General features: G+C 65.9%; 12 protein-coding genes. 2 read left to right on the top strand and 10 right to left on the bottom strand.

What is annotated here, in order from left to right; all coding sequences use genetic code 11:
- The 9 genes from VE092_RS09465 to VE092_RS09425 all read right to left on the bottom strand — a co-directional run.
- The coding region (locus VE092_RS09465; protein ID WP_324876061.1) for an amino acid ABC transporter permease at positions 1 to 623 on the bottom strand (623 nt) is incomplete at its 3' end.
- 12 nt (positions 624 to 635) lie between these two features.
- A complete protein-coding gene (locus tag VE092_RS09460; RefSeq protein ID WP_006462342.1) occupies positions 636 to 1,307 on the bottom strand; it encodes an amino acid ABC transporter permease in 672 nt (223 codons plus the stop codon).
- A 3-nt stretch (positions 1,308 to 1,310) separates the two neighbouring features.
- Complete coding sequence (locus VE092_RS09455; RefSeq protein WP_324876058.1) at positions 1,311 to 2,060, bottom strand: amino acid ABC transporter ATP-binding protein; 750 nt, start codon at positions 2,058 to 2,060, stop codon at positions 1,311 to 1,313.
- Between the two features lie 30 nt (positions 2,061 to 2,090).
- On the bottom strand, positions 2,091 to 2,963 hold the full coding sequence (locus tag VE092_RS09450; RefSeq protein WP_324876056.1) for a transporter substrate-binding domain-containing protein: 873 nt from the start codon (positions 2,961 to 2,963) through the stop codon (positions 2,091 to 2,093).
- 37 nt (positions 2,964 to 3,000) lie between these two features.
- On the bottom strand, positions 3,001 to 3,963 hold the full coding sequence (locus VE092_RS09445; protein ID WP_324876054.1) for an N-carbamoyl-D-amino-acid hydrolase: 963 nt from the start codon (positions 3,961 to 3,963) through the stop codon (positions 3,001 to 3,003).
- Positions 3,960 to 5,432 carry a dihydropyrimidinase gene (gene hydA / locus VE092_RS09440; protein ID WP_324876063.1) on the bottom strand — a complete coding sequence of 491 codons (1,473 nt, stop codon included), beginning with the start codon at positions 5,430 to 5,432 and terminating at the stop codon, positions 3,960 to 3,962. Before hydA ends, VE092_RS09445 begins: the two co-directional genes overlap by 4 nt.
- Before the next feature lie 30 nt (positions 5,433 to 5,462).
- Positions 5,463 to 6,260, bottom strand: coding sequence for an SDR family oxidoreductase (locus tag VE092_RS09435; RefSeq protein WP_324876052.1), 798 nt, complete (start codon positions 6,258 to 6,260; stop codon positions 5,463 to 5,465).
- Between the two features lie 10 nt (positions 6,261 to 6,270).
- Positions 6,271 to 7,212, bottom strand: a complete 942-nt coding sequence (locus VE092_RS09430; RefSeq protein WP_324876050.1) for a dihydrodipicolinate synthase family protein — start codon at positions 7,210 to 7,212, stop codon at positions 6,271 to 6,273.
- A gap of 132 nt (positions 7,213 to 7,344) precedes the next feature.
- Positions 7,345 to 8,289, bottom strand: coding sequence for a LysR substrate-binding domain-containing protein (locus VE092_RS09425; protein ID WP_006462335.1), 945 nt, complete (start codon positions 8,287 to 8,289; stop codon positions 7,345 to 7,347).
- A gap of 128 nt (positions 8,290 to 8,417) precedes the next feature.
- Between VE092_RS09425 and VE092_RS09420 the strand changes: the two genes are divergently transcribed.
- A complete protein-coding gene (locus VE092_RS09420; protein WP_324876049.1) occupies positions 8,418 to 9,104 on the top strand; it encodes an aspartate/glutamate racemase family protein in 687 nt (228 codons plus the stop codon).
- Between the two features lie 8 nt (positions 9,105 to 9,112).
- Positions 9,113 to 10,528: an FAD-binding oxidoreductase gene (locus VE092_RS09415; RefSeq protein ID WP_324876047.1), complete on the top strand. Its 1,416-nt coding sequence runs from the start codon at positions 9,113 to 9,115 to the stop codon at positions 10,526 to 10,528.
- Between the two features lie 100 nt (positions 10,529 to 10,628).
- On the opposite strand, the gene lpdA is transcribed toward VE092_RS09415, so the two are convergent.
- Positions 10,629 to 11,988: dihydrolipoyl dehydrogenase (gene lpdA / locus VE092_RS09410; RefSeq protein WP_324876046.1), on the bottom strand; the 1,360-nt coding region annotated here is incomplete at its 5' end.

The following is an 11,988-nucleotide window of genomic DNA, read 5'->3' as shown; positions in this document are numbered from 1 at the left end:
GGCAGCAGCAGGATCAGGTAGAGCAGCGCCGCCAGCACGATGGGCGACGGGTTGTAGACCAGCGACTGGGCGTCGCGCGCCACCCGCAGCAGTTCGGGCAGGGCCACCACGCTGGCGATGGTGGTCAGCTTGATGACCTCGATGCAGTTGCCCACTAGGTCGGGCAGCGCATTGCGCGCGGCCTGCGGCACCACCACATAGGCCAGTGCCTGCCAGCGCGACAGGCCGGTGGAGCGTGCCGCTTCCATCTGGCCGCTGGGCACGCTTTCGATGCCGGCGCGCAGCACCTCGGCGAAATAGCTGGAATTGTTGAACATGAAGCCCAGCGCCACGGCCACCAGCTTGGGCAGCTCCAGCCCCAGAAAGGGGGCGCCGAAATAGATCAGGATCAGCAGCACTAGCGGCGGGAAGGAACGGAAGAAGTCCACATACACCGCTACCGCAATGCGCACCCCGCGTGAACGGCTCTGGGTGGCCAGCAAGGCCAGCAGCAGGCCCGAGAGCACGCCGATGGGAATCACCAGTAACGACAGCCAGACCGTGGTCCACAGGCCGCCCAGCAGGAAGGGCAGCACCTGGCGATAGACCTCCAGGTTGAAGAAATTCTGCAGCAAGGCTTCCATGTGCGCCCTCTCCTATCGTTTCCAGCGCCAGCGGGTTTCCAGCCAGCGCGCGAACAAGACCACCGGAATGAAGATCAGCAGGTAGGCCGCGGCCCCCAGCATCAGCGGCGTGGGATTGCCGGCATTGCTGCTGGCGGCCTGGGCGGTATTGAGGATTTCCGACAGGGCCACCACCGAGCCCAGCGCGGTGTTCTTGGTGATCGAGATGACACGGTTGGTCAGCGCCGGCACGGCCATGCGCAAGGCCTGCGGCAGGATCACCGCGCCCATGGTCTGGCCCCAGGACAGGCCGGTGGAGCGCGCCGCTTCGCTCTGGCCACGCGGCAAGGCGGCGATGCCGGCCCAGATGCTTTCCTCGGCGTAGGCCGCCAGCACCAGGCTCAGCGCCAGCCAGGTGGCAGTGAAGGACGACATGGACAGGTCGATGTAGGGGAAGGCGAAGAACAGCACGATGATCAGGATCAGCGGCGGCAAGGCCCGCATGACATCGGCGAAGGCCACCACCATGAACACCAGGCCGCGCTTGCCGGTGGCGCGCAGCACCGCCAGCAACAGGCCCAGCAGCAGCCCGGCGCCGATCACGGCCAGGCTCAGCAGGACGGTCACGCCCATGCCACGCAGGATATCCGGCCAGTAGCGGGCGGCGATCTCGGCATTGAAGAAGGTAAAGAGGAATTGCTCCATGGCTCAGTGCTGTGCGGCGTAGCGGGCCACGAAGGCCTTGGTGCGGGCCTGTTGCGGATCGCCGAAGATCTGTTCGGGCGGGCCTTCCTCGACGATCACGCCGCCGTCCATGAACACCACGCGATCAGCCGCCGCCCGGGCAAAGGCCATCTCGTGCGTGACCACCAGCATGGTCATGCCGGCCTCGCGCAACTGACGCATGACCTGCAGGACGCTACCCACCAGCTCGGGGTCGAGTGCGCTGGTGGGTTCGTCGAACAGCATCACCTTGGGCTGCAGGGCGATGCCGCGGGCAATGCCCACGCGTTGCTGCTGGCCGCCGGACAGCTGGCCGGGATAGGCGGACGCCTTTTCCAGCATGCCCACCTGCTCCAGCGCCCGTCGGGCACGGGCTTCGGCCTCGGCATGCGAGTGCTTCTGCACCTTCTTCAGGGCCAGCATCACATTGCCCAGCACGCTCAGGTGCGGGTACAGGTTGAACTGCTGGAACACCATGCCGATCTGCTGACGCACGGCGTTGAGGTCGGTGCGGGCATGCATGATGTCCACCCCATCCACCACGATCTGCCCGGCACTGGGTTCTTCCAGCCGGTTGCAGCAACGCAGCATGGTGCTCTTGCCCGAGCCGGACGGGCCGATCACGCAGATCAGCTGGCCGGTGCGCACGCGCAGGTCGATGCCGCGCAAGACCGTATTGCCTTCATAGGACTTGTGCAGGCCGACGATTTCGAGGATGGGGGCGGCAAGGTTCATGGGTGGTTCATCCGGTGAAAAGGGCCGGGATCAGTGGCACTTGAGCGTGACCGGCGTCGGGTCGTAGCCATCCAGGCCCGGCACGCCCTGCCCCACGCCGACCTTGACCACGGTGGCGTCTGGCGCGGGGGTATAGCCGAACCACTTCTGGGCGATCTTGCCCATCGTGCCGTCCTGCTTCATGCACTTGAGCGCCATGCCGGCGGCGTCGCGGCCGGCCTTGTCGTCCAGGCGGAAGGCCAGGGCCCAGACCAGGCCGGTCTTGACGGTATAGGTGGTCTGCACGGCCGGGTTCTGCTTGGCGGCCCAGGCCGCTACCGTGCTGCCGGCCAGGTTGGCGTCGGCGCGTCCCGATTGCACCGCCTGCACGGCATCGGCGTTGTTGCCGTAGACGTCGTACTTGAAGCCGTACTTGGGCGCATTGTCACGCGCCCACAGTTCATAGGCCGAGCCTTTGTTGACCGAGATGGTCTTGCCCTTGAGGTCTTCCAGGGCGGTGATGGCGGGCGCGCCCTTCTTGATGACGAAGGTGTAGTCGGTATCGAGGTAGCCCTCGGTGAAGAGCATGGCCTTGGCGCGCTCGGGGGTGGCCGTTACCGGCGCCAGCACGAAGTCGTATTTCTTGGCGTTCAGGCCCGGTACCAGACCGGAGAATTCGGTGCCTTCGATCTCGATCTTGCGGCCCAGGCGGCGCGCCAGTTCTTCACCCAGGTCAATGTTGAAGCCTTGCAGGCCGCCGCCCAGCTTGACCATGGCATGCGGGGCGAAGGTAGCATCCACGCCGGTACGCAGCGGCGCACTCTGGGCGAATGCCCCGGCCGACAGCAGCGCGCTGGCCGACAGGGCGACCAGCAGGGAACACTTCAGGGATAACTTGGACGGCAGGGCCAGGAAGGGCAACATCGCAACACTCCTCGATTGGGTGGAAGGTGAACAGGAATCAGGTGGACAGTTCGGACGGCGCCAGCGGTTCGCCGGCACCGGTGCGTTCGACGATGAGGCGGTAGTGTTCGGGACGACGGTGCTTGGCGAAATTGAAGACGTGCTGCAGGAAGGTCTCGCCCAGGCCCAGGTCGCAGTTGGCGAAGATGACTTCGTCTTCCTCGCCCTGTGCCTGCGCCACGATCTCGCCGGAAGGCGCGACGATGGCCGAGCCGCCGATCATGTGGAAGCCGTCTTCAAACCCGCACTTGGCGGCAGCCGCCACCCACAGGCCGTTCTGGTAGGCATTGGCCTGCAGCGACAGCAGGTGGTGGAACATGCGCAGATGCGGCGGCTCGTTCCAGTGGATGTTCCAGGACGGCGTGTTGTAGCCCAGCGTGACGATGCGCGCGCTCTGCAGGCTCATGACACGATAGGTCTCGGGCCAGCGGCGGTCGTTGCACAGGCACTGGCCGATGCGGGTGCCCAGCATGTCGGTGACGCCGAAGCCATCGTTGCCGACCTCGAAGTATTTCTTTTCCAGGTGCTGGAACGGCGCCTCGGGCTTGTGATCGCTGTGGCCGGGCAGGTGGATCTTGCGATAGCGCGCCACGATCTGCGCCTTGTCATCGACCAGGATGGCGGTGTTGTAGTGATGGCCATTGGCGGTCAGTTCGGCATAGCCGAGATAGAAGCCGATGCCCAGTTGCGCCGCCAGTTCGAACAGCGGGCGGGTCTGCGGCCCCGGCATCTCGGACTCGAAGAAACGGGCATCGACCTCGGCCTGGTCTTCCATCCAGTAACGCGGGAAGAAGGTGGTCAGCGCCAGTTCCGGGAAGACTACCATCTTCGCGCCGCGCGAGGCGGCTTCACGCATCATCTCCAGCAGGCGGCGCACCACGGTGGCACGATCCTCGGCCAGTTGCACCGGCCCCATCTGCGCCACGGCCAGGCCGAAGCGTTTGTGATTGCTTGCGTTCATTGCTGCTCCCATGCTTTTCCCTTGAGGCCGAGCAAGCCCGGCAGATTGCTGCGCGATGGCCGTTGCGCGATGCTGGCCGGCTCCGGACACTGGCGCGCGATATAGCGGCCCGATCCGCGCTGCACTTTCAGTTCGCCCTCGCTGACCACCACCCGGCCACGGCTGGTGACCACTTCCGGCCAGCCCTTGATCTGCCGGCCTTCATAGGGGGTGTAACCGACGTTGTCGTGCAGCAGGTCGGCCGTGATGGTGGTTTCGCGTTCGGGATTCCAGATCACCAGGTCGGCATCCAGGCCCTCGGCGATGTTGCCCTTGCAGTGCGACAGGCCATACATGTGGGCGTGGTTGGTGGCGGTCAGGCGCACGAATTCGTGGATGTCGATGCGCCCGCCCAGTACGCCTTCGGAAAACAGCAGCGGCAGGCGCAGTTCGATACCGGGCACGCCATTGGCCATTTCCTTGAAGGTAGTGTCTTCGCCACGTGGCAGCTTGCCGCTTTCGTCGAAGCGGTAAGGCGCATGGTCGGAGGAATACATGCCCAGCGTGCCATCCTTGAGTCCGGCCCAGACCGCCTCCTGGGCATTGGCGTCGCGCGGCGGCGGGCTGCAGCAATACTTGGCGCCTTCCACACCGGGCAGGTCGATATCCTCGGCGGTGAGGAACAGGTATTGCGGGCAGCTCTCGGCATAGATCTGTGCGCCCAGCAGCTTGGCATTGCGGATGGTCTGCACGGTTTCGGCGCCGGCCACGTGCACGATCAGCACCGGCACGCCGATCAGGCGCGACAGTGCAATGGCGCGGTTGCTGGCTTCGGCTTCGGCCAACGGGTCGTGCGCCACTGCGTGGAACTTGGGTGCGGTATGGCCCTGGTCCAGCAGGCGCGAGGCGAGCCAGCGGATCATGTCGTGGTTTTCGGCGTGGATCATCACCAGCGCCCCTTCCCTGCCGGCCAGCGCCATCACGTCCAGCAGCTGGTAGTCGTCCAGCTTCAAGGCGTTGTAGGTCATGTAGACCTTCAGCGAGGTAATGCCGTCGCGGATGGCCTGCGGCAGGTCGTGTTGCAATGCCTGCTCGTCAGGGTCGGCCAGGATCAGGTGGAAGCCGTAGTCGATCACCGCCTTCTCCCGGGCGCGCTGCGCGTAATCGGCAATCACGTCGGGAATGCGCTTGCCGCGATGCTGGGCGGCGAAGGGAATGATGGTGGTGGTGCCGCCGAAGGCCGCCGACACGGTGCCGGAATAGAAATCGTCGGCGCACATCATGCCCATGCCGGAAAGCTGTTCGATGTGGCAGTGACTGTCGATGCCACCGGGCAGCACCCAGCGACCGGCGGCGTCGATGTCTTCGTACCCGGGCGACAGGCCCGGTGCGATGCGCACGATCACGCCATCCTTGACGCCGATGTCGGCCACGAAGGTGTCACGGTCGGTGGAGATGCGGCCGTTGCGGATGGTGAGGTCGAAGTCCATGCTCATTGCCTTCCTTATCGGAGTCTGCGTTCAGAAAGTGCCGGGATAGGCGCCGCCATCCATCAGCAGGTTCTGCCCGGTGACGAAGCCGGCCTGGGCGCTGCACAGCCAGGCACAGGCATCGCCGAATTCGCCGGGCTGGCCGAAACGTCCGGCCGGATTGGCGGCGCGGCGGGCCGCCAGGACCTGCTCCACGCTCTTGTCGGTCCCACGGGCAGCGGCGGCAGCTGTGGCCAGCAGGCGATCGGTCTCGAACGGGCCCGGCAGCAGGTTGTTGATGGTCACGTTGTGGGCCACGGTCTTGCGCGCCAGGCCGGCGACGAACCCGGTCAGCCCGGAGCGTGCGCCGTTGGACAGGCCGAGGATGTCGATGGGCGCCTTCACCGCGCCGGAGGTGATATTGACGATGCGACCGAAGCCGCGCTTCATCATGCCGTCCACGGTGGCCTTGATGAGCTCGATGGGGGTGAGCATGTTGGCATCCACGGCGGCGATCCAGTCGTCCCGCGACCACTCGCGGAAGTCGCCGGGCTTGGGGCCACCGGCGTTGGTGATGAGGATGTCCGGATCGGGACAGGCCGCCAGCGCCAGGGCGCGGCCCTCGGGCGTGGTGATGTCGCCGGCCACGGCGATGACGGTGGCACTGGTGGCACCGGCGGCACCGGCAGCCTCACGCACCTGCTGTGCGGCCGCCTCCAGCGCCTCGGCGCCGCGTGCGGTCATGGTCACGGCCACGCCTTCGCGCGCCAGAGAAATGGCACAGGCCAGGCCCAGCCCCTTGCTGGAGGCGCAGACCAGTGCGCGACGTCCGGCGATTCCCAGGTCCATGCGCGGCTCCTTACTGGATGACCAGCGCGCCGCGCTGGTTGAGGTCCAGGCCCACGCGGGCGATCACGGCTTCCAGTTCGCGCTCGGTCTCGGGATCGATGCGCATGCCCGGCGAGCGGATGGCGTCGCTGGAGATCACGCCGCGCTTGCGGTAGACATACTTGCGCAGCGACAGGCCGATCTTGGGCTGGAATTCATAGCGGATGAGCGGACAATACTTGTCGAAGGTGGCTGCTGCACCGGCCAGGTCGCCGGCGGCGAACTGGTCATAGATGCGCACCAGGATTTCGGGGAAGGCAAAGCCGGTCATGGTGCCGACCGCGCCGCGCTGCAGCTCTTCCAGGAAGTACACGCCGCCCAGTCCACCGAAGATGCGCATGGATTCGCCCGCCAGGTCGCGGATGCGGCTGATCTTCTGGCCCACCGGCGGCTCTTCCATCTTGATGAAGTTGACCCCGCCTTCGCGGCCCAGGCGGGCGATCACTTCGGCCTTGATCTCGGTGCCGAAGGAGTCGGGGAAATCGTGGATCACCACCGGGATGTTCAGGGCCGCCGCCAGCGACTTGTAGTAATCGAACTGCACGGCGTCCGAGGCCATGTCCAGCGGTGCGGCGAAGACCGCGGCAGCGCCGGCCTCGGCCGCTTCGGTGGCTTGCTCGATGGCACCGGCCAGACCCAGTGCGCGCACCCCAACCCAGACCGGCACGCGACCGGCGGCGCACTTGACGAAGGTGGCGGTCACGGCGCGCCGTTCGGCATTGGAGAGCTTGTGTGCCTCGCCCAGGAAACCGAGGATGGCCAGGCCCGAGACGCCAGCCTGGATCTGGAACTCGACCAGGGTGGCGATGCTGCCCAGGTCCAGGCCGCCATCGGCGTGGAAGGGCGTGGGGCAGATGGTGTAGACACCGCGGGCGGTGGCCAGCGAAGAAGCAGAGGTGGACAAAGAAGACATGCGCGACATTCCATGAAGAGATGGTGGCAGCGGCGACCGGGCGCTGGGCCAGGCCGGACAGGATGGAAACGATTGTCGTGGAGTCATCCGTGCTTGTCGCATGCCTTTTTGTGCGCACGCCTTAACGTGGTGTTAATGCTCGCCATCGATACCATTCACCTCCTCTTCATGCGGCAGGCCGTAGCCCTGGGCCCGCACCAGCTGCTGCAACTCGGCGACGAAGGCCTGGGTCAGCTGCGACAGCGGCTCGGTGCGCACATGCACCAGGTTGGCCCGCAGGATGGGCGCCCGAGCCACCGGACGCACCACCATCTGGCTGGTGCCGGCCCAGCTGCGCACCGAGAATTCATCCACCAGCGCCACCCCGGCCCCCATCTGTACCAGGGAACAGGCGTTCTGCGGCGAGCCCACTTCCATGATGGGTCGCAGCGGTTCTTCCTCGGACTGATAGAAGCGGCCGACGATGCCGCCGAAGGGGGAATCGCGGTTGTAGGAGATCAGCGGGAAGGGCCGCAGATCGGCCAGGCTCAGGGTGCCGCGCCGGGTCAGTTCATGGTTGTAGGGCAGCACGCACACCAGCCGGTTGCTGCACAGGGGTGTGACCTGCAGGCTGGGGTGTTCCATGGGCAGGATGATGATGCCCAGGTCGGCCTGGCGCGCCAGCAGGCGATCCTTCAGGTAGCCGTAATTGAGGCAGTGGAAGGTCAGCTTGACATCCGGATGCCGGTTGCGGAACAGGGCGATGGCCTGCGGGATCAGCATCTGCCCGATGCTGGGGCTGGAGACGATGTTGAGGATGCCGCTGCGGTTTTCCGAGAGGTCGGTGGCCAGCTCGTTGACGCGCTGCACGGCCTGGTAGACGTGCTCCACCTCGTGGAACAGTTTCTTGGCCTCGGGCGTGGCATAGAGCCGGCCCTTGATGCGTTCGAACAGGGCGAAGCCCACCCGTTGCTCGGTGTGGGACAGCAGGCGGCTCACCGCCGGCTGGGAGACGAACAGCAATTGCGAGGCGCCGCTGATGGAGCCGGTCGTCATGACCGCCCGGAATACCTCGATCTGGCGCAGGTTCAGTGCCATGGATCCTCGTCGCGCATAACAGCATGTTAAGGGGAACCGACAAATGAGCAAGGAGCATGCCCGTCGGCCTGGGGTACAGTCCTTGCCTGTGCTGACTCCTGTTTTGCGAGAACCCGCGAGAAACCATCATGTCCATTGCCCCCGCCGACGGCCCTGCCCTGTTCATCATCAATCCCAATAGTACGGCCGCCGTCACGCGCGGCATCGACGCCGCCATGGCGCCGCTGCGCATGGCGGGCGGACCGGCCATCGAATGCCTGTCGCTGCAGTCGGGGCCACCCGGCATCCAGACCCAGCAGGACGTGGACAGCGTGGCGCCGCAACTGGTGGCGCTGGCGCGCTCCTTGCGTCCCCGGGCGGCAGGCTTCGTGATTGCCTGCTACTCCGATCCCGGCCTGCATGCGGTGCGCGAGGCGGTGGACGTCCCAGTGCTGGGCATCATGGAAAGCGGCGTGCTGACCGCCCTGACGCTGGGCCAGCGCTTTGGCGTGATCGCCATCCTGCCGGGCTCGATCCCGCGCCACCTGCGCGCCTATGGCGCCATGGGGGTGCAGGCACGACTGGCCGGCGAGCTGGCCATCGGCCTGAACGTGACCGAACTGGCGCAATACGAACGCACGCTGGCGCGCATGACCGAAGTCGGCCGCCGCCTGCGCGACGAACATGGCGCCGATGTCATCGTCATGGGCTGCGCCGGCATGGCGGCCTATCGCGATCCCCTGCAGCAGGCGCTGGGCCTGCCCGTGGTCGAGCCCAGCCAGGCCGCTGCGGCAATGGCCATCGGCCGTATCAAGATGAACTGGCATGGAGCATGAGGACTGACATGAGCGAGAACACCCAGGAACTGATCCGCCAGCTGCACGCCATCGTCGGCGATGCCGGACTGGTCACCGAGGCCGAGGCCCAGGCACCCTATCTCAAGGACTGGCTCGGCAAGTGGCAGGGCCGCGTGGCGGTGGTGGTGCGTCCGGCCGACACGGCGCAGACCGCCGAGGTGGTGCGGCTGTGCCATCTCACCCACACCCCCATCGTGACCCAGGGTGGCAACACCGGCATGAGCGGTGGCGCCACGCCGGACGACAGCGGCGCCCAGGTGATCCTCTCCACCACCCGCATGAACCGTGTGCGCGAGGTCGATCCCATCAACAACACCATGACCGTGGATGCCGGCGTGATCCTGGCGCATGCGCAGGAGGCGGCACGCGGCGCGGGACGCTATTTCCCGCTGAGCCTGGGTGCGGAAGGCAGCTGCACGGTCGGCGGCAATCTCGCCACCAATGCCGGCGGCATCGCCGTGCTGCGCTTTGGCAACATGCGCGAACTGGCCCTGGGGCTGGAAGTAGTCTTGCCCGACGGGCGCATCTGGAACGGCCTGCGCGGCCTGCGCAAGGACAATACCGGTTACGACCTGCGCGATCTCTTCATCGGCTCGGAAGGCACGCTGGGCGTGATCACCGGCGCGGTGCTGAAGCTCTTCTCGCAGCCGCACGCCCGCGCCACGGCCTGGGTGGGTGCCGACTCGCCGGCACAACTGGCCGAGCTGCTGGCGCGCACCCGTGCCCGTTGCGGCGACCGTCTGGTGGCCTTTGAAATGATGTCGGCTGCGTCACTGGCACTGGTGCTGCAGCACGTCACCGACACCCGCGCCCCGCTGGCCCGGGCGACGCCCTACAACGCCCTGATCGAACTGGCCGATACCGAAGACCTGGGCCTGCAGGCGATGCTGGAAGAGGTACTGGGCCAGGCCCTGGAGGATGAAACGATCAGCGATGCCATGTTCTGCACCAGCGGCACACAGGCCGCAGCCTTGTGGAAAATCCGCGAAGGCATCTCGCAGGCGCAGGTACGCGCCGGCAAGGTCATCAAGCACGACATCGCCCTGCCGATCTCGGCCATCGCCGGCTTCGTGGCGCAGGCCGAGGCACGCATCGCCGATTGCGGCCTGGCCGCGCAGATCATCAACTTCGGCCACCTGGGCGATGGCAACCTGCATTTCAACGTGATGATCCCGCTGTCCTCCACCTATGAAGACGTCAAGCAGGCCACGCTGCTGCTGAACCGCCTGGTACACGACCTGATCACCGACCTGCAGGGCAGCATCAGCGCCGAGCATGGCGTGGGACAGTTGCGGCGCGACGAGCTGCAGCACTACAAGTCGCCGCTGGAGATGGAGCTGATGCTGCGTATCAAGCAGGCCTTCGATCCCAACCTGATCATGAATCCGGGGAAGTTGCTCTAGCTGGTTCCATTCAGCTTGAGCGGCATGGAGGGTAGGTAAAAAAATCGGCGGACCAGATGGTCCGCCGATTTTCTTGTTGCTGCTTTGCTGCTGGCTGCGCTTACTTCTTGCGCTGCGGCGGCAAGTCCGTGCAATGACCTTCGGCCACTTCCGCAGCCATGCCCAGGGACTCGCCCAGGGTCGGGTGCGGGTGGATGGTCTTGCCGATATCCACGGCGTCCGCGCCCATCTCGATGGCCAGGGCCACTTCGCCGATCATGTCGCCGGCATGGGTGCCGACGATACCGCCACCGATGATGCGGTGGGTCTCGGCATCGAAAAGCAGCTTGGTAAAGCCTTCCGAACGGCCATTGGCCACGGCACGACCGGAGGCGGCCCACGGGAAGTGGCCCTTCTCGATCTTGATGCCCTTTGCCTTGGCTTCGTCTTCGGTCACGCCGACCCATGCCACTTCCGGATCGGTGTAGGCCACCGAGGGGATGACGCTGGCGTCGAAGAAGCTCTTCTCGCCGGCAATCGCTTCAGCAGCGACGTGGCCTTCATGCACGGCCTTGTGCGCCAGCATGGGCTGGCCCACCAGGTCGCCGATGGCGAAGATGTGCGGGACGTTGGTGCGCATCTGCTTGTCCACCGGGATGAAGCCGCGATCACCCACGATCACGCCGGCCTTGTCGGCCGAGACCTTCTTGCCGTTGGGGCTGCGGCCCACGGCCACCAGCACCAGGTCGTACAGTTGCGGTTCGGGAGCGGTGGCACCGGCTTCGGCGGCTTCGAACGTCACCTTGATGCCTTCGGCCAGGGCTTCTACAGCCACGGTCTTGGTCTTGACCATGACGTTGTCGAAGCGCTTTTCGTTGAACTTCTGCCATACCTTGACCATGTCGCGGTCAGCGCCCTGCATCAGGCCATCCATCATCTCGACCACGTCGATGCGTGCGCCCAGGGTGGAATAGACGGTGGCCATTTCCAGGCCGATGATGCCGCCGCCGATGACCAGCATGCGCTTGGGCACCTGGCGCAGTTCCAGCGCGCCGGTGGAGTCGACGATGCGCGGGTCCTGCGGTACGAAGGGCAGGTTCACCACCGAGGAACCGGCGGCGATGATGGCGTGCTTGAACTGCACCACCTTCTTGCTGCCGTCAGCGGCGGTCACTTCGATGTGGTTGGGGCCGGCGAACTGGCCATCACCATTGACCACTGCCACCTTGCGCGCCTTGGCCATGCCGGCCAGGCCGCCGGTCATGGTGCCGATGACCTTGTCCTTGTAGCCGCGCAGCTTGTCGATGTCGATCTCGGGCTTGCCGAAGGTGACACCGTGGGAGGCCATGGCGGCGGTCTCGTCGATCACGGCGGCCACGTGCAGCAGCGCCTTGGAGGGGATGCAACCGACGTTCAGGCAGACGCCACCCAGGGTGGCTTCGCGCTCGACGATGACCGTGTTCAGGCCCAGGTCGGCGGCA

This window comes from Herbaspirillum sp. (assembly GCF_035644555.1).
Taxonomy (GTDB): domain Bacteria; phylum Pseudomonadota; class Gammaproteobacteria; order Burkholderiales; family Burkholderiaceae_D; genus Herbaspirillum.
This window is presented reverse-complemented; position numbering and strand designations above follow the sequence as displayed.